Genomic DNA, 18,428 nt, shown 5'->3' on the forward strand with positions numbered 1-18,428 from the left:
GCACGCGCCGGCAGGCAGGGAACATCTACCATATATGGAGGGGAATCGGAGAAAGCGCAGACGTCTTGATTAATGGGCGCGCGTTCATAATATCGTTGGTTTTTATCTGATGAAATTATCAACCCTTGTCAAACATGCAGCACTGATTGTCGTTCTTTCAAAAATAGGCTTTGCCATGCAGCCTCCTCCACCTCCTCTCGGCATGTCGCAATTGAGGGAGCTCATCCTCAAGGCGGATCTTGTCGTTGTCGGAGAAATAAGAGAGGTGAAAGAAACCGAAGGGCCTGTCAGCGCAGGGAAAGAAGTCAGGATGGACGCTGTCCTCAAAGTTGAAAAAATATTAAAAGGGCAGTACGCAGGCGGGGATCTTGTTATTGAGGAATCCTACACGAAACCCGGCTCGACAAGATATCAGTGCACCCCGGCCGCGGGCGAGGAGCGCGGGATGGTGATCGTGGGCGAGTCGGCGGGGCCGGCCCAGTACCACGGGGTGTATAAGAAGGGCTCCCGGATTATCGCGCTCCTTGCGCCGGTAAAGGGCGGCAGGGCATACCGGTCGTTGGGGTCGGGCACGTACAATGAGCACCTCTGTGAGTTCATCGTGGAAAATGGCGCCGTCAGGACAGTCAACTTCTCATTCGCGGGTGATGTCGAGCGATACGCCCGTTCGGAAAATGAGTTTGTAAACTTAGTCGCACAACTATCTGAAGGGAGGTAGCGATTATGAAAACGCGGAGTTTTGAGAGGGACTTTCGGTTCTTATTCTGCCTCGTCCTGGCGGGGGCCGTATTTGTTTCCGCGGTGCCGTCAAATAGCTCTGCTGATGAACAGCCGCCCCTCAATCAATACGGCGTCCGGTCATGGAGTCCGTATGTGGCAAAGCAAGTATGGCAAGACGGTAGGCTCCTGGAGATGGTTGTGGTCCCGCCGTGTCCCCCTCCAAAAAATTTCAGGGGAGAGGCAGTTAAACTTCCGGCGTCGGATATCGCACGAGGCGTCAATATTATACCCGACATGCCTGCCTTTAACTGGTGCTACGGATGTTCGGCGACATCCGCCGGCATGGCGATGGGGCATTTCGACAGGAACGGGTATCCGAACATGTATATGGGCCCGTCGAACGGAGGCGTCTGCCCATTAAATAACGAGGATTTTTGGGCAAATACAGCATACTCGCTTGTTACCTGCGGCAACTGCCCGCTGGTTGTGACGCATAATGGCATAGATGGCAGGACAATACGTGGGCACGTGGACGACTATTGGATAGATGAGAATATGCCCGGCCCCGACCCGTATGTCACCGGCGGTTGGGGGGAACACACCTGGGGTGAGTGTACCGGCGACTTCATGGGGACCAGTCAATGGAAGTACGCAAGCAAGGATGGATCGACGACGTTCTGGTATAGTTTAAATGGCGATCCGCTCGAAGATTATACCGGTTACCCTGCCGGCTCGTATGACGGATGTCATGGCCTGCGGCTTTTCGTGGAATCGCGCGGCTATAGCGTGACGACAAATTATTCGCAAAAGAGACAGGGTTGGACCGGCACTGACCCGGGCAAGGGATTCACTTTCGCCAATTTCCAGTCGGAAATTGATGCCGGCTATCCTGTCCTCATACAGCTCGAGGGACACACGATGCTGGGGTACGGATACGACACCTCGGGTTCGCTGGTATATATACACGATACGTGGGACCACGCCGACCATACCATGACGTGGGGCGGTTCATACGGCGGTATGGCGCACTCCGGAGTTACGGTCATCCGGATCAGCGGCGCGTCGCCGGTCCCGCCGACGCCCACGCCGGAACCGCCGCCCCCCACGCCGGAACCGCCCCCCCCATGCCCGATCAGAGCATATCCGGACCGGACGAGCTTCTCGAGCAGTAGCGACCTGATGTACATCTATGCCTACACTGATGCGATCTCCGCCTGCTACCCTTATGTCCGCATCGTGACGCCGTACTATGGGACGTTCTATCTTACCGCGCGCAAGAGAATGTATCGCTACCCTGTGACTTACTTGAGATCCCCGATCGTCATCAACTCGCCGATAAGCGGCCTGTACCTGACGGGCCTCTGGTGGAGGAACATCAAGCCGGGGACCTACTACCTCGAGAGCGGAGCCTGGGACGCCTGGACGGGCGCCGAGCTCGGTCCGGTCTATTCAACCGCGTTCACGCTGAATTAGCCTTTAGCCATTGCCGTTGCTTTGCAACATTGCTGTCAAATGCTGGATAATACATTTGGGTTTCGTAGTCCACGGCTTTAGCCGTGGGATGTATTGTGCGGAAATTTGAGGAAAATCGCAATTGCTGGCGTAGCTTGCGCTTTCCTTTTCTTTATGATATACTATAGTTAAGAAATAGAGTGGAAGGAGGTAGGAGTTATGAAGAGATGGGCTATATTTCTGCTTGTGTCGCTCATTATCGCGCCGGTGACGGTCATGGGCCAGTACTATCCGGGGAAAATCACGGAGTACACGATCGGGAGGCCGGCGGCACAGAAGTCAGTGAAGATGGCCACGAAGGCGCAGCTCAACGCCGTTGAACGGATGAGGAGCGAATCCAATGAGCCGCTTGATATCAAATATAATGAGAACAGCATGCCGTATCTCATTTCCGGCAAATTTACTGTCGGGGCGAAAGCCGGGGCGGGTGCAGAGGCAATGGCGAGAGATTTCCTCAACAAGAACAGGGACATATTCCGCATGCGTGACGCGGAGGGCGAGCTGAGAACACGGAGCAATGAAATAGACCAGTCCGGCCTGCTCACGATCAGGTTCGCTCAACAGCACAATGGAATCCCTGTGTACGGCGGCGATCTCGTCGCGAATTTTGACAAGGAGGGCAACCTCAACTCGGTGAACGGCAACTACCTGCCCGATATCTCGCTCGATACGGCGCCGGCCATCACCGCTGAGGAGGCGATCGGGATCGCGAAGGGCGCGCTGGGCCTCATTGATGATGATATACACAACACTATCGGCCCCGAGTTGATGATCTATCCAAGGGACGGCGCCTATCATCTCGCTTGGTGCCTCACCCTCGTGACGAAAAAGCCATTCGCGGAGTGGAAATGCTTTGTGGACGCGAAGGCGGGGACGATCATTGACAAATGGAACGATACGAAGTACCAGGATACCATGCTCACCGGGATCGGTGTCCTCGGCGAGACGCTGACGGTGCACGGCTACAGTCAGAACTGGACATACGCCTACTGGTTGGATTGGGCTCCGTGGCCATATACAATACCATTTTGGGATTTGTACGGCTATTCGATCAGCGGCTATGGCCTCGTGGATACCAGCAAAGCGATGTTCAATCCATCAACAAGCAAGGGTTATATCCAAACTGTAAGTGCAGTGGGTCAGGATGTAACCTCGGCCTATTTGCCTTCGCCAATGTGTGCGCATACAACAACCAATTATACGAGCTTGGCCTACAGGGACTATGCCCGTGGCGATTTTTCAGGCCATTATAATGCGGGTCTGGTGTATGACTACTGGCAGAGCCACTTCGGCAGGAACAGCATCAACAACGCCGGAATGAACATATTTGTCAATGTGAGCTGCATGTTCGGCAGTGATGCGACCAACGCGATGTGGTCAAAGGGGATCTCGTACTTTCCAGAGGGGGCCGTCTTTTTCGGCGTAGGCGATGATGTAACCGCCCGCTCGCAATCGGGATCTCTCACCTGTGTCACCCACGAGCTCACCCACGGCGTGACGAACTACACCTGCAATCTTGAATACAAGAACCAGTCCGGCGCCATCAACGAGGCGTTCTCTGACTCGTTTGCCTGCGCCCTCGAGAACCGGTGGCAGTACAACGCGGAGGGGTGCTGGCTCGCCTCGCCCGGCTACTGCCGCAACCTTGAGAACCCGCACCTCGGATACAATCCAGAGCCGTATTCATTCGGAGCAATGCCCGCGAACATGAGCGAATATATCACCACCGATCAGGACAACGGCGGCGTGCACATCAACATGTCCATCATCTCGCACACCTTCTACCTGATCTGCCAGGCGATCGGCCTGGACAAGGGCGAGAAGGTCTGGTACCGGACGCAGACCGCGTATTGCACCACGACGACCAATTTTAGCCAGCTACGCGATCTCGCCCTCCAGGCGTGCAGTGACCTCTACGGGATGGGCGACGACTATTACCTGGTGATGAACTCCTTCGCTGCGGTCGGGATCGGCTCGGGGGTCACCATCGTGAGCAAAGGGCAGCCCCTCGCCGTTACAGTGGCGGTGCCGCCCATAATCAGCAGCCCGTCAGGTTATAATGCCTATTCTATCGTGACCATGCCACAGGGGAAGGTCCTCACTGTCTGGAACAACTCATTCCAGCGGTTCCACGGGAGGATCGCGCAGGTTCGAGGGCTGCCGTACGGGTATTCCGGGTATGTGCTCAACACCCTTGTCCCGTCGGTCCCTCTGGGGAATTATCTCTTTGAAACCGCCCTCATTCCCGCCGCCGTCCCGCAGGTGAGGGGGAATGCCACTTACTATGGCTTGGTCACAGTCCGTGTGCGCTGAGTAATGGGAAGGTCTCGATACACGAGCGTCGTAGATGCCTTCTCCGCCCAGGATGATGCCGTGGGGAAGCTTTTCAAAAATGCCCGCCAATCCGACGCCACGCGATGAGGCGGGATATCAAGCAGCCCGCTTAAGCGTCGGGGGCGCGGTTGGAACGGGAGCAGCGGGGGTTGCCGTGGCGCTTTTTCCTGCGGGTTTTTCTGTTTTCTCCTCTTCCACGATCCGGATATCGCCAGGAACGGAAGGCTTTATCTGGAGCTTGCCTTCGTGGCTGCCGATTTCCCCCCTCACCTGAATCCGCGTCCCCTCTGCGAGCTTTTCTCTCTGAGGTATGCTCTCGTAGAGATCCTTCCAGATGAGGACGTCTATGGTGCCCGTGCTGTCTCTGAGCATGAGGGTTCTCCCCTTCTCATCCCTGAATACCTTGACCGCTCGTATCTCTCCGGTGAGCGTCGGTATCTTCTTCCCTACATCCTTCGGGCTGATGCTGTTGATCGGGGTGCCTTCATGAGCGGGGGCAGCCCCTTTCCCCGGACGACCGACGGTGATCAGAGGCCTGAGCCTCTCCATAATTTTTGCCCCTATCCCAGGCACTCTTCTCAGATCGTCAATTGAGGCGTAAGGCCTCCTGATCATGATATCGTGGGCCTTGATTTTGCCGATCCGCGGCAGCGTCTCGAGCTCGTCCTCTGAGGCGGTATTGATGTTGATCTTCTCTTCTTCTTTCAGCACTTTCTGAAAATCCCATTTCTTTTCGGGCGGCGGCGCTTCCTTCTCCGTCGTCACCTTATAGGTTTCACCGTCCGTGGAGATGGTGATCATTCCCTGATAATCCGTGCGGTATATCTTGGCGCCGGTGGCCTCCAGGCGCTGCATGGCCTCCTTGAACGGGAGTTTGAACTTGTTCTTCTCGCCCACGCTGATCACCACCACTTCAGGTTTCACCCGTTTGAGGAAGTCATCGTTCGAGGAGTTTGCGGAACCATGGTGCCCGGCCTTGAGCACGGTTGATTTCAACGCATCGCCATATTTTTTGACCATGGCTTTCTCTGACTCCGCCTCCGCGTCTCCGGTGAGGAGGAGCGATATCTTGCCATAGGTGAGCTTGAGCACGATGCTGGAGTTGTTGGGATCTTCATAGATGTGGTCAGGGGCGACCATCTCCGCGCGTACCCCCTCGCCGAGGTCAATGAGGTCTCCTCTCTTCGCGATGCGATATTTTACTTCCGGACGTTTTTTCACCGATTTCAAGAGGTCCTGGTAGAGATAGGTGGTGTGCGGTTGCCCCGGATCGAAAAATTCATTGATCTCAAGCGGGTATTCGCTGCCCGCCTTGGTGTTTTCAAGCAGGTAGACAAAGCCTCCAATATGATCGATGTCCGCGTGGGTCATGATCACCGCATCCAACTTCTTGATCCCTTTGGACTTGAGGAATGGGATGATGACCGTCTTCGCCTTATCTTTCTTCTTATATTGGTCTCCTCCCATGCCGCCATCGATGATCGCTACTTTCCCCGCGGGCGAGCTGATCACAGTGGAATCACCCTGGCCCACATCCAGGAAATAGACGGTGAGGGGGGATTTTTCTGCCTGGATACCCGAACAGACAACAGCGAGGAGCGCAAAGGAGAAGAGAAGCGTGAACCAGCGTGGTATCCTTTTCCTGAACGGAATCATGGAGCCCTCCTTTTTGAAATCCGCGCGTCGGGGGCCTCAACTTACGGTCGGGTCGCCGGAACGCTTACATGGGCGCAATCATAGCATATACCCATTACAGTGGTATGCTTTTTCCGCTTGCCCCGGTGATGCCCCTTGCTATAATTGCAGCAGGGGGAGTGAGGGGAATCCGAATGTCACTCATGGCGCGAGAGGGAGGTGGGCTATGGCTGTTGCTGCATATATCTTTGTCGAGGCGACGCAGGGGAAGGCGATAGAGATCTGCGAGGAGATAAACAAAATAAAAGGGGTGAAGTCGGCCCACGCCGTGACGGGGCCCTACGACATCATTGTGCTCGTCGAGGGGGATGATGTCAACGTGTTGGGAGAATTTATTGTCTCACGGATACAGAACGTTCCCGGTGTCCTGCGCACTATGACAAATATCATAGTGGAATAGGACGATGTTACCTGCCATGACAAAGCACACTCATCCACGACGAGCGTTGATGGCGCGCCTCGGCATGATCTCCATTGCGGTGGCGCTGATCGGTAGTCTCTGCGGGTGCGAACGGCTCAAGGAGGCTCTCGGGAACCTCGGCGATATGGTGCGCACGCGCCGCGAGAAAAAGACGCAACTCGCCGACCATGAGCGCGTGTTAAGAAAATTCGGAGAGCCCCGAGAGAGGCTCGGCGTGGGGAAGGCGGCGCACCGCGAGAACGGTATCAGCTACAACCGCAAGTGGAACTACTACTACTCCAGCAGGGCGGGCGAGAAACCTGCCATGCGCACGATCTATTTCATTGACGACAGGTTCGTGGGGTCAGTCCTGCACCAGCCTGATGGCTCTATCAGGAAGGAAAAGATCAGATTCCCCTACTGAATCCGACTGGCTCCCTCGATCTGGTCACACAGCTGTCAATCGCGTTATTCAATCATGCCCGAGGTGTTAAGGTCTTTCTCGCTTCTATTGATCTGGTCATTGCTCGGTAGAGGGAGATGTTCACCTCGGCCACCGGGGGGTGCGCCGGGAGCTCCCTGGTCAATCGGTTCACCATGAGGGATGGTAATCCCGGCGGGCGGCGGGGGGATGACGAGCGCGCCCTTGGGGATTTTTACCTTGATGTCTTTCTTTTTGCCGTCCGCCCCTGCAAAAATAAGCTTTATAGAATTCTTGGGGCTCGCGGGGAGCCTTAGAGCGAAGCTCCCGTCTGGCATCACCGAGCCGGTAGCGGTCATTTTGTTCTTTTTGTCCTGGGCCATGATTTGAATAGGTGCCATGCCGAAGACGCACCCCGGTGGCCCGGTGATGGTGACCGCGCCCTGCGGATCCACGGGGCTCACTGCAACCGCATCCTTATTCACTTTGACATCCATCCCTCCCGCATAGAGGGTCCCGGTGGTGACCGCAAGGGCGATGACGAGGTGGTGAATCTTCATGGCGTGAGGCCTCCTTTTGGGGTATATACTACGGTATGTGTGTGGCCCCGTCAACTGTCATCACGGTTCGATTAACTTAATTTCCACCACGGAGGCACGGAGAGCGCGGAGATCTGTAAAACAGTAACAACAGTTTCTCGTTTCTAGTGTGGTGTCTCAGAATTGCCTTGAATTAATTTGTCATTGCGATCCCGCAAAGAGGGGGAAGCAATCTCAACTCATTGTAATACAATAGATTGCTTTCCCGGCTCGCCGGGACTCCTCGCAATGACATGATTACGAAAGTTATCTTTGAGCTGGCACACTAGAAACGAGAAACTGTTGTTGCTGCTTTAGGCCGTGTCTCCGTGGTGAAATACAAATCGAGGATCTAAACGATGAACGAGATAAAGTCGAAAGCGCTCAACCGGATCGAACAGAGGATGCGGGGCGTGGATGAGCGCTCCTTGAGATACCGCCTCCTGAGGATCGCAAAGGATTTTAAAACCTCATGGATCGAACTCGGCCAGGCGCTCTATTCGGTCTGGAAGGAGAAGATGTACGCGCAATGGGGATACCTCACCTTTGACGCGTACACCGCAAAGGAAGTAGGCATCAGGAAGCAGACGGCGCTGAAGCTCCTGAAATCGTACTATTTTCTCGAGCGAGAGGCGGCGCCCTACCTTCGTCAGGAGTATATTGAATCAGCCGAGGCGGCCTCTGTACCGGGGTATGAATCCATTGACGTGCTCAGGAGGGCGAAGGGGGGGCTGGACGAGCGCGACTATGAGAAACTCAAGAAGGATGTCCTCGAAGGGGGCAAGGATGCGAGGGACGCGAGGAGAGATCTGACCTCCCTGCTGAAGAAGAGAGATGAGCTGGAGCCGGAAGAGGCGAGGAGGAAGAAGAAGATTGCCGCCTTGAAAAGGCTTTTGGGAATGCTGAAGGCCCTCCATCGGGATATTGAGATTCTGAAACTCCTCCCCGCGGGCGACCTCGCTGAAATACAGCGATTGGTGAAGAAGATCGAGAATGAACTGGCATGAGCACGGAGGATGAAACCATATGAAAGATTCGACCACGACGATCAGCACGATCAAGAAACAGATAGCGCGCTTTATCGAGGAGAGGGACTGGGAACAATTCCACTCACCCAAGAACCTGAGCATGTCAATCACCATTGAGGCCGCCGAGCTCATGGAGATATTCCAATGGATGGATGTCGATGAAGCGCGGTCCAGATCAACGCTTCCCGAAATGAAGCAGAAAATTGAAGAGGAAATTGCCGATATCTCTATCTATATTCTCAGTCTGTGTAATACGCTCAGGCTGGATCTGAGCGCGTGCATCGCCTCAAAAATCGAAAAGAATCGCAGAAAGTATCCGGCAGATCGCTGCAGGGGCAAATGGTAGGAAGACAGGCGCAATTCATATCATACCAATACGGAGCAGCCAGTTTGTCCACCGAGTTAATCTTCTCGCCGTGTAGTTGTTCTATCCTCCTCTCCTGATTTGCCGGCCAGGTATAAGCCTCCCCATTGCCGCTTCTCCAAGTGACTCTATTGCTCGTAGCCGACACTTGCGCGTCGGCTATTAACACACTGTGGGAATTTGGGAGAAGCGCACACGCTTTGCCTCAGCAAAATAATAGGTCAGAAGGTGTGAAAAAATCGTATTTTCAGCGCGTGTACACTGATATGAGAAATTGTCATTGCGATCCCGTTAAGCGGGAGAAGCAATCCGCGAAGCGTCGCGAGTCCCGAAAGCTTTCGGGACGTGGCGATCTCGCCTAGATCCCTCGCTGCGCTCGGGACGACCCCTTGGGTCGGATTGCCGCGTCCGCCTCGTCCCGCTTAGCGGGACTCGGCGTCCTCGCAATGACAACCTTAATGCTGATTTTTTCACACCTTCTAACCCATTGCTCATCAAAAATCAGTGATGACATAAAAACATACTTTGGCTGAAACATAAGAAAAATTTGAAAGAAATGATTTTTTTCATTGACAAAGTGGGGCTGGTAATATACATTTTGGTAGATAGTGGGGTGAAGTGGTGTATAGTGGTGGAAGCGGTCTTTTATACTAGGTGTCAAGACATATGTTCTACGGCCAATTCAGACACGCAGTAGATGGCAAGGGGAGACTGATCATCCCCGCTAAATTCAGGGATGCCCTGCGCGAAAATTACATTGATAAATTTTTTGTGACAATAGGTTTTGAGCACTGCCTTTTTGTTTTTACGCCAACCGACTGGAACCTTATTATCAACAAGCTCAAAGAGCAGCCATTCACGAAGGAGAAGGCGAGGGACTTCATGCGTCTGTTTCTCTCGGGCGCGTGCGAGGTGGAATGCGACCGTCAGGGGAGGATCATGCTGCCGCAGAGTTTGCTCAAGTGGGCGGGGATAAAGAAGGATGTCATGGTGATCGGCGTGCTGAACAGATTTGAAATATGGGACGAGGAGAGTTGGCGCACGTTTGAGCTGGAGCGGGGGAGCAATTACGAGGGGCTTGCGGAAGAGCTCATCGGAGTGGGTTTGTGAGGAGGGGAAATCCATGCACGAGTCGTCCGCGCAGGATGGAGTGGGGAAGCTCAAGTTCGAAAGTGATGAACCGATAATTCCCAGGAGAATTCAGAGGCCGCTCGCGGAGAGAATCCTGCTCAGGTATCCACGGATCGCGTCAGTGCTCGCGGCGGTCGGGGCGAAGAGCGTACCACACGGTGGCCAAAGGGAACAGGGCGCGCTCGCTACAATGATGGCGGCGAGCGGGAGCATCGATGTGGGCCGAAGGCAGCGGAAGAATTACCGATTTTATACACGGCCAATGTCCTGATGAACAATGGCCATACGCCCGTGATGCGTGGGGAGGCGCTCGAGTTCCTCAGGCTTCAACCGGGCATGCGCGTGGTAGATGCCACGGTAGGTTGCGGGGGTCACGCTGCGGCGATCGCGGAGCGCATAGGCCCTGGTGGAGTTCTGATCGGCTTGGATTGGGATGGCGAGGCGCTCGCGGTTGCCAGGGGGAAGCTGAAGCGGCCGGAGTGGGATGTGAGGCTCCATCGCCGGAACTTCAGCGAGCTGGAAAAGGTTCTTGGGGAAGAAGGGATTCATGAGGTTGAGGCGCTGCTCTTTGATCTAGGGATGTCGAGCCTGCAGTTGGAATCCGAGGGGCGCGGGTTCAGCTTTTCAGTACCCGCGCCGCTGGACATGCGGATGGACAGCCGGAGGACGGAGACGGTGAGGATGCTCCTCTCGCGGTGCGGTCCGCGCGAGTTGGAGCGGGTGCTCACGGAGTACGGGGAGGAAGGGCTCGCCCGCCCGATTGCGCGTGAGATTGCCAGGAGGGGATGCCCGGAGGGGACGGTCGAACTCGCCGAACTCGTCGCGCGTGTCTATGCGCGCGAGGGGAGGCGGAGCAGGATCAATCCTGCGACGAGGGTTTTTCAGGCCCTCCGGATCGCCGTGAACGATGAGCTCGGGAACCTCAGGCTCGCGATACCGCAGGCGATCAACGTCGCGCGGAGAGGGGCGCGGATCGTTGTGATCAGCTTCCACTCGCTTGAAGACAGGATCGTGAAGGAGGAGTTTGCGCAGGGGGCGCGGGGATGTGTGTGTCCTCCGGAGTTTCCGGTGTGCATCTGCGGGAGAACCCCGCGGCTGAAGATAATCACGAAGAAGCCGGTGCGGCCCTCTCCGGGGGAGGTTATAAATAATCCGCGCGCGCGAAGCGCGCGGCTGCGCGCGGCAGAGAAAATATAGTAAAAAATGGTAAAAGCAACATAAACAAAACAAGGGGGATAGGTCAGGGAATGGCAGGTACGTCTTTATAAGCGATCATTGAAAAGTGATCTGAGTTGCGCGTGGCAACTCGTCAATGATGCACCTCCAACCCTAGAGGCTCTGCATTCCCTGGCCTTGCCCCTCGGTGTACGGCGCGTCGACGGAGGGACGATGAAACGAGTTCTGATCGTGGATGACGAACCTATCGTGAGGAGGTTTATCAGCCTGTGCCTCCAGGGGCGCTACATCACCGAAGAGGCCGAGGACGGTGAGAAGGCGCTGTCGAAAGCGGTGCGCAGACAGTACGATTGCGTGATCACCGATGTGCAGATGCCGCGCATGGACGGCCTGAGCCTGCTCGAAGAAATCAAAAAGCGCGCGCCACGAACCGCGGTGATCGTGATGTCGGGAGCGGGCGAGGAGCACTCCTCGGCGGCGCTCCAGAATGGAGCGAGCTCATTTCTCTCGAAACCATTCCTGGTCGATACCCTGCACTCGGCGCTGCAGTGTGTGTAGCGTGGGAATCTATTAAGCTGACGAACAGGAGAACGCGGTGCCCAAGAGAAACAGGAAATGCGATGAGGGGCTCTCCATGGCTGCGCTGACGGGGAAGTGGGTCCTCCTGGCGGCGATGGCCGTCTCCCTGTCGCTCCTGTATGTGTGGCAGCACGTGCAGCTGGTGCGCACCGGGTACACGATAAAGAGAATCGAAAGAGAAGTCGCAGAGTGGCAGAAAACCAATGAGACGCTGAAGCTGGAGAACGAGCGGCTCAAGAATCCGCAGCGTATCGAACACGTGCTCGCCCAAAACAATCTGGGCCTCGTGTTCCCTCAGGCGAAGGATATTGTCCGGCTCCGCTATTACCGCCACGCGAATGAACGGGATAAGGAGAAATCGGGGAGCGAAGGGGGCACCGATACTCTTTTGAGTTACAGGAGCGGCGGGGGCGGAGCCGGACATGACAATATGTAAATGTGGCACGGGTGCCGCGCCCGGCGCGGCATGGGCCAACGCGCACGTGTATCGTGGCCTCCCATAATTCGTGCTCACGTGCTCAACGCCGCTCAGTGCGGCGGGTGTATAAAAGGCGAGTATAATGTTGACTGGCAAGAAGTACAGGCTTAAGTCGTTTTCTGTCTATTTATTTTTTCTCCTCTGCTTCTCCTGCCTCTACTACAGACTCTTCCTCCTCCAGATTGTCAACCACGAAGCACTCCTCAACAGGGGGCTCAGTCTCCACCGTCTCAATGTGAAGATAGATCCCCGCAGGGGGAATATCTACGATCGCGAGGGAAGGCCGCTGGCCATGAGCATGCGCGTGAAGTCGGCCTACGCCGAACCCGACAAATTCGCGTCGACGGAAGGGGCTGCGCGCTCCCTCGCGCGCTGCCTCTCCCTCCCGTACGAGCAGCTCCTGGAAAAATTGAACAAGAAGAAAAAATTCGTGTGGCTGGCCAGGAAGCTCGACCGCAATCTGGCGGACCGGATCGAGCGCCTGCAGATCGGGGGCGTCGGCTTCCGCGAAGAGGTGAAGAGGGTGTATCCCCAGGGGGGCCTCCTCAGCCATGTGCTCGGTTTTGTTGATATCGACAACCGCGGCCTGGAGGGGATCGAGCTCCAGGAGGACCAGTACCTGCGCGGGCAATCGGGTTGGATGGCTTCCCACAGAGACCGCAAGGGCCGTGAGATTATGACCCTCCGGAGCCAGGATATCCCTCCCCTTGACGGTTACGACCTCTCGCTCACCATGGATGCGGTCATCCAGTACATCGCGGAGAGCGAACTCGAAAAGGGATGCCGCCAGTTCAACGCGGCGGCGGGGTGCCTCATCGTGCTGAATCCGAAAACGGGAGCGGTGCTCGCGCTCGCCAACTGGCCCGCATACGACCCCAACTCCCCATCGGATTTCCCTGCGGAGTACCGGCGCAACCGGTGCATCACTGACGTGTATGAACCCGGGTCGACGTTCAAGGTCGTCACCGTGGCCGCTGCGCTGGACAGGGGATGCATCACGATGAGCGATGTCCTCTTCTGTGAGAATGGGGCCTTCCGCGTCGGCAGGCACACCCTGCACGATGTGCATCCCTATGGGAATCTCAGCACGGTGGAGGTGATCCGGAAGTCGAGCAATATCGGAGCCGTGAAGGTCGCGATGAGGCTCGGCGAGGAGGGGCTCTATCGCGGCATCCATCGGTTCGGATTCGGCTCCCCCACGGGCATAGGGTTGCCGGGCGAGGTGGGCGGTATGCTGCACCCGCTCAGCCGGTGGTCGGGCCTGTCCATCGCCGCCGTCCCCATGGGACAGGAGCTGGGCGTCACGCCGCTCCAGATGGCCATGGCGGTGGCGGCGCTCGCAAACGGGGGCGTCGCGATGAGACCGTACATTATTGAAACGGTGAAAGACAGTTCGGGCAGGGTCGTCAAGTCCTATTCGCCCGAGGTGAGGGGGAGGGTCGTGAGCGAGGCGACGGCGGCAGCCCTGGTGAGCGCCATGGAGGGCGTCCCGAGCCGCGAGGGAACGGCGCCCCGCGCGGCACTTGAGGAGTACACCGTGGCGGGAAAGACGGGCACGTCACAGAAGGTTGATCCGGATGGCCGCTACTCGCACTCCAGATTCGTGGGGTCGTTCGTGGGGTTCGCCCCGTCAAAAGATCCCGCGGCATTGATCCTGGTCGCCCTCGATGAGCCCAGACCCCTCTACTACGGCGGAACGGTGGCCGCGCCCGTATTCAGGGAGGTTGCGAAGAGGGTGTTGAAATATCTCGCGATCCCGCCGGAGAAGGGCGACGGGGGGGTCAAGGTGGTGTGGGACGCTCCGGCGGCGCGCCTCTCGAAGGGCGCCGCTCCTGAGTACGCCGATTGAGCCTACTCGTCGGGGTGGATTGTTTGAACTGAGGGGATGATGATTGGATAGCGCAATGAAACTGAATGAGCTTCTCCCCGAACTGGGGCCCTGCACGGTCACCGGCCGACGCGATATCGAGGTGACCGGCATCACCTTTGATTCGCGCATGGTGAGGCCTGGCTATCTCTTTGCCGCGCTCCCGGGGGGAAGAGCCGATGGACATGATTTTGTGACCGAGGCCATCGAGAGGGGAGCGGTTGCCATCCTGTCCCAGAGAGACGTTGCCACTTCAAACCGGGCAACCTCCCTCAGGGTCGAGGACAGCCGGTCTGCGCTCGCGCGGGTGGCAGACTGCTTCTACGGCAGCCCGTCGAAGGAGATCGAGATCATCGGTGTGACGGGGACCAATGGCAAGACGACCGTCTGCTACCTTCTCCGGGCGATGCTGAAGGAGGCGGGAAGAAGGCCCGCCCTCCTCGGGACAATCGAATACCTCATCGGCGGGCGTTCGATACCGGCTGCGCGCACCACGCCGGAGGCTCCATATCTCCAGGCGATGATACGAGACGCGGTGAGGGAGGGATGCGATTGCCTTGTCATGGAGGTTTCATCGCACGCCCTGGAGCAGCAGAGGGTGGGGGGCGTCGCTTTCGACGTCGCGGTGTTTACGAATCTCGGCAGTGACCACCTCGATTTTCACGGCAGCATTGAGGAGTACTTCAACGCGAAGGCGCCCCTCTTCACGACTCCGGGCCTGAAGCGGGCGGTGGTGAATAGCGATGATCCATGGGGGCGGAAGCTCGCTGCGGCGATCGCCGCTCCGATCCTCACGTACGGCATGGGTGAGCGCGCGATGGTGCGGGCGCTCTCCATCGAGTCGGGCCCGGGTGGCAGCCGGTTAGACATCGAGGCGGAGCACCAGCGGTTGAGCGTCACGCTCCCGCTGCTCGGCAGGCACAACGTGTACAACGCGCTCGCCGCAGTTGGCGCGGCCCTCTCGGTAGGCATCGCTCCCGAGGCGATTATCTCCGCCCTGTCGGGGGCGAAACCCGCGCGGGGAAGACTGGAGGAGGTACCATGCGCGAGGCCGTACAGGGTATTCATCGATTACGCGCATACCGAGGAAGCGCTCGAGAGCGCCCTCCTCGCCGTGCGCGAGGGGGCCCGCGGGAGGATCATCCTTGTGTTCGGCTGCGGCGGCGACAGGGACAAGAGCAAGAGGCTCCCCATGGGACGCACGGCGGCCCGATTGGCCGACCTGTCGATAGTGACCACGGACAACCCGCGCCGGGAGAACCCATTGGAAATCATTGCGGAGATCTCGAGGGGGTTCAGCGGGACCGGGAAACGCTGCGTCCAAATTCCGGACAGGCGCGAGGCCATAGCCGCGGCGCTCGCTGAGTCCCGGGAGGGCGATATTGTCGTGGTGGCGGGGAAGGGGCATGAACGCACGCAGGAGTTCGAGAGCACGGTGGTGCCTTTCAGCGATTGGGATGTGATCACGGAATTGGCTGGGCAGGGATGATCTGGGATCTGTGTTCATCTGTGTGTATCTGTGGTAAACGTTGAACGATGTAATTAATCCCTTACGTTTCAAGGGGCACTGCGGGACACGGGGGACGGCTCGCGGGCAGGGGAATGGAACCGATCGGTATTGACGAAGCGCTGGAGGCAACTTCCGGCGAGCTTGTTGCGGGGGACAGGAGAGGCAGTATCCGTTCCATAGCCACCGATACCAGAAAGCTGAAGCGCGGTGATTTCTTCGTGCCGCTTAAAGGGAAAATTTTCGACGGTCACGATTATCTGGATGAGGCGCTGGAACGAGGCTGCGCCGGCAGCATGTTCGCTCGCGCGGTATCTGATGCCGACGTGAAGAGGTGGTCGACGAGGGGCGCGGTGCTCATCAGGGTGCGCGACACCCTCGCGGGGCTGCAGGCGCTCGCGAAGCGCTATCGGGAACGGTTTCGGATACCGCTCATTGCCATCACGGGGAGCAACGGGAAAACGACGACGAAGGAGATGGTGGTCGCGATTTCTTCCGGCCGTTTCTCGGTGCTCGGCAGCGAGGGAACGTTCAATAACGACGTGGGCGTTCCGCTCACGCTCCTGCGGCTCGAGCGGAACCACTCGCTCGCGGTGCTGGAGATAGGGATGAACGCCCGCGGGGAGATCGGCAGGCTCGCCGGGCTCGCGGGGCCCGGCATCGGCGTGATCACGAATGTGGGCCCTGCCCACCTCCAGTTTCTCGGGACGATTGAGGAGGTTGCGGCATCAAAGGCAGAACTCCTCGATGCGATGCCGGCGGGGGGTGGTGGTGTCGCGGTGCTCAATTGCGATGATCAGTATGTTTCACGAATGGGGGAAGGGTTGGGTTTCAAGGTGAAGACATTCGGCGTGGGTCCGGGGGCCGATGTCCGAGGAGAGTCCATGAGGGCTGAGCGAGGGAGGGTGCGCTTTTCGATGAGGTTCATGCAGGCGGGCCGCGCGGTGGCGGTCACCATCCCTGTCGCCGGGGTTCATAACGTCTATAACGCCCTCGCCGCCGCGGCTGCGTGCGAGGAGCTGGGGATAAAACCTGAGGAGATTGCCGAGCGCCTGGGCACCGTGCGCCTGCCGCCGATGCGCATGGAGATGTTAGACAGGGATGGGATCACCGTGATCAACGACGCCTACAACGCAAACCCCGCCTCGATGTGCGCGGCGCTGGAGACGCTCAGGGGAATGGCGGTGAGCGGCAAGAGGATCCTGGTGATGGGCGACATGCTCGAACTGGGCGCGGCGGCGGAAGCGGCCCACCGGGAGATCGGACGCCTCGCCGCGGAACGCGGCGTGGATCTGCTGATTGCGGTGGGCGAGCAGAGCGCCCTCGCGGCGGAAGCCGCCAGACAGGCCGGCATGCCCGCGGGCAACGCGGTCTCATGCCCGTGCGTGCGGGAGGCGGCGTCGGTGCTCGGGGAGCGCGCCGGAGAGGGTGACTGCGTGTTGCTGAAGGCGTCGCGGCGTATCGGACTGGAGAAGATACTCGACGAATGGGGTTTTTACAAAGGAGGTTAAACAACGATGAAGAGGGGGCGATGCTGTACTACCTGCTGTACCCGCTGAGGGAATATTTCTTCGGATTCAACGTGTTCAGGTATATCACGTTCCGCGCGGCCGCCGCAGCGGTGACCGCCATGATCCTGAGCATCGCCCTCGGCCCCTGGGTGATCCGGAAGATGCACGAACTTGAGCTGGGCCAGCGCGTGCGGCGCGACTGGTTCCCCCTCTACAGCCAGCACAAGAGCAAGGAGGGGACCCCGACGATGGGGGGGGTGCTCATCATTCTCGCGGTACTCGTCTCCTCCCTCCTGTGGGCGGATGTCCTTAACCGCTTCGTGCTACTGGTTCTGTTCGCTCTTGTCTGGCTCGGCACCCTCGGCTTTATAGACGACTATCTGAAGGTGAGGAGGAAAGACGTCCACGGGATGAGGGCGAAGGTGAAATTCACGGGGCAAGTTATCCTCGGTCTGTTCATCGGCGCCTATCTGCTCGCCCATCCTGCGACCGCGCGGTACGCCGGCGAGGTGAGTGTCCCCTTCTACAAGCACCCGCTCGCCGCCAATCTCGGCCTCTTCTACATTATGTTCGCCGTCCTTGTGATCGTGGGGAGCTCGAACGCCGTGAATCTCACGGACGGGCTTGACGGGCTGGCGATCGGATGCGTCGTCATCGCTGCGCTTGTGTACTCGGTGCTGAGCTACGTGAGCGGCCATGCGGTGTTCGCGCGCTACCTGGGGGTCCGCTACATCCCGCACAGCGGGGAGCTCGCGGTGTGCTGCGCGTCCATCGCGGGAGCGGGCCTTGGCTTCCTCTGGTATAACGCGCACCCCGCTGACATATTCATGGGCGACACCGGTTCGCTTGCGCTCGGGGGGGCCGTGGGGCTGGTGGCGATTCTCATCAAAAAGGAGATCGCGCTATTGCTGGTGGGTGGGATATTTGTCATGGAGGCGCTCTCCGTGATCATGCAGGTGGCCTCCTTCAAGCTCACGGGCCGGAGGATATTTCTGATGGCGCCCCTGCACCACCACTTCGAGATGAAGGGCTGGTCGGAGACAAAGGTGACGGTGAGGTTCTGGATCATCGCGCTCATATTCGCGCTGGTCGGCCTGGGCGCGCTGAAATTACAGTAGTTCGTACGT

General features: G+C 57.9%; 18 protein-coding genes. 16 read left to right on the forward strand and 2 right to left on the reverse strand.

What is annotated here, in order from left to right:
- Positions 1 to 109: 109 nt before the first annotated feature.
- The 3 genes from NTX71_01625 (at position 110) to NTX71_01635 (ending at position 4,545) form a co-directional block, all read left to right on the forward strand.
- Positions 110 to 718, forward strand: coding sequence for a hypothetical protein (locus tag NTX71_01625; GenBank protein MCX6338603.1), 609 nt, complete (start codon positions 110 to 112; stop codon positions 716 to 718).
- 5 nt (positions 719 to 723) lie between these two features.
- Positions 724 to 2,193: a hypothetical protein gene (locus NTX71_01630; protein MCX6338604.1), complete on the forward strand. Its 1,470-nt coding sequence runs from the start codon at positions 724 to 726 to the stop codon at positions 2,191 to 2,193.
- 198 nt (positions 2,194 to 2,391) lie between these two features.
- Positions 2,392 to 4,545: a M4 family metallopeptidase gene (locus NTX71_01635; protein MCX6338605.1), complete on the forward strand. Its 2,154-nt coding sequence runs from the start codon at positions 2,392 to 2,394 to the stop codon at positions 4,543 to 4,545.
- Between the two features lie 117 nt (positions 4,546 to 4,662).
- On the opposite strand, the gene NTX71_01640 is transcribed toward NTX71_01635, so the two are convergent.
- Positions 4,663 to 6,222, reverse strand: coding sequence for an MBL fold metallo-hydrolase (locus NTX71_01640; protein MCX6338606.1), 1,560 nt, complete (start codon positions 6,220 to 6,222; stop codon positions 4,663 to 4,665).
- Between the two features lie 205 nt (positions 6,223 to 6,427).
- On the opposite strand from NTX71_01640, the gene NTX71_01645 reads away from it, so the two are divergent.
- Together NTX71_01645 and NTX71_01650 are read left to right on the forward strand one after the other, a co-directional pair.
- Entirely contained in the window at positions 6,428 to 6,661 is a 234-nt protein-coding gene (locus tag NTX71_01645; GenBank protein ID MCX6338607.1) for an Lrp/AsnC ligand binding domain-containing protein, read from the forward strand.
- Positions 6,662 to 6,677: 16 nt separating this feature from the next.
- Positions 6,678 to 7,085: a hypothetical protein gene (locus tag NTX71_01650; GenBank protein ID MCX6338608.1), complete on the forward strand. Its 408-nt coding sequence runs from the start codon at positions 6,678 to 6,680 to the stop codon at positions 7,083 to 7,085.
- Between the two features lie 44 nt (positions 7,086 to 7,129).
- On the opposite strand, the gene NTX71_01655 is transcribed toward NTX71_01650, so the two are convergent.
- Positions 7,130 to 7,642, reverse strand: coding sequence for a hypothetical protein (locus NTX71_01655; GenBank protein MCX6338609.1), 513 nt, complete (start codon positions 7,640 to 7,642; stop codon positions 7,130 to 7,132).
- A gap of 377 nt (positions 7,643 to 8,019) precedes the next feature.
- Here NTX71_01655 and NTX71_01660 point away from each other — a divergent pair, with 377 nt between their 5' ends.
- The 11 genes from NTX71_01660 (at position 8,020) to mraY (ending at position 18,419) form a co-directional block, all read left to right on the forward strand.
- On the forward strand, positions 8,020 to 8,667 hold the full coding sequence (locus NTX71_01660) for a hypothetical protein (protein MCX6338610.1): 648 nt from the start codon (positions 8,020 to 8,022) through the stop codon (positions 8,665 to 8,667).
- Positions 8,668 to 8,686: 19 nt separating this feature from the next.
- Positions 8,687 to 9,034, forward strand: a complete 348-nt coding sequence (locus tag NTX71_01665; GenBank protein ID MCX6338611.1) for a nucleotide pyrophosphohydrolase — start codon at positions 8,687 to 8,689, stop codon at positions 9,032 to 9,034.
- Between the two features lie 684 nt (positions 9,035 to 9,718).
- A complete protein-coding gene (gene mraZ / locus NTX71_01670; GenBank protein ID MCX6338612.1) occupies positions 9,719 to 10,162 on the forward strand; it encodes a division/cell wall cluster transcriptional repressor MraZ in 444 nt (147 codons plus the stop codon).
- A gap of 13 nt (positions 10,163 to 10,175) precedes the next feature.
- Positions 10,176 to 10,454, forward strand: a complete 279-nt coding sequence (locus NTX71_01675) for a hypothetical protein (protein ID MCX6338613.1) — start codon at positions 10,176 to 10,178, stop codon at positions 10,452 to 10,454.
- Complete coding sequence (gene rsmH / locus NTX71_01680) at positions 10,454 to 11,380, forward strand: 16S rRNA (cytosine(1402)-N(4))-methyltransferase RsmH (protein ID MCX6338614.1); 927 nt, start codon at positions 10,454 to 10,456, stop codon at positions 11,378 to 11,380. Before NTX71_01675 ends, rsmH begins: the two co-directional genes overlap by 1 nt.
- A 192-nt stretch (positions 11,381 to 11,572) precedes the next feature.
- On the forward strand, positions 11,573 to 11,917 hold the full coding sequence (locus tag NTX71_01685; protein ID MCX6338615.1) for a response regulator: 345 nt from the start codon (positions 11,573 to 11,575) through the stop codon (positions 11,915 to 11,917).
- 37 nt (positions 11,918 to 11,954) lie between these two features.
- Entirely contained in the window at positions 11,955 to 12,374 is a 420-nt protein-coding gene (locus NTX71_01690) for a hypothetical protein (protein MCX6338616.1), read from the forward strand.
- Positions 12,375 to 12,498: 124 nt separating this feature from the next.
- Positions 12,499 to 14,265: a penicillin-binding protein 2 gene (locus tag NTX71_01695; GenBank protein ID MCX6338617.1), complete on the forward strand. Its 1,767-nt coding sequence runs from the start codon at positions 12,499 to 12,501 to the stop codon at positions 14,263 to 14,265.
- Between the two features lie 55 nt (positions 14,266 to 14,320).
- Positions 14,321 to 15,772, forward strand: coding sequence for a UDP-N-acetylmuramoyl-L-alanyl-D-glutamate--2,6-diaminopimelate ligase (locus NTX71_01700; GenBank protein ID MCX6338618.1), 1,452 nt, complete (start codon positions 14,321 to 14,323; stop codon positions 15,770 to 15,772).
- A 113-nt stretch (positions 15,773 to 15,885) separates the two neighbouring features.
- Complete coding sequence (locus tag NTX71_01705) at positions 15,886 to 17,301, forward strand: UDP-N-acetylmuramoyl-tripeptide--D-alanyl-D-alanine ligase (protein MCX6338619.1); 1,416 nt, start codon at positions 15,886 to 15,888, stop codon at positions 17,299 to 17,301.
- A 20-nt stretch (positions 17,302 to 17,321) separates the two neighbouring features.
- Complete coding sequence (gene mraY / locus NTX71_01710) at positions 17,322 to 18,419, forward strand: phospho-N-acetylmuramoyl-pentapeptide-transferase (GenBank protein ID MCX6338620.1); 1,098 nt, start codon at positions 17,322 to 17,324, stop codon at positions 18,417 to 18,419.
- Positions 18,420 to 18,428 lie beyond the last annotated feature (9 nt).

This window comes from Candidatus Auribacterota bacterium, from assembly GCA_026392035.1.
GTDB lineage: Bacteria > Auribacterota > Tritonobacteria > UBA1439 > UBA1439 > JAPLCX01.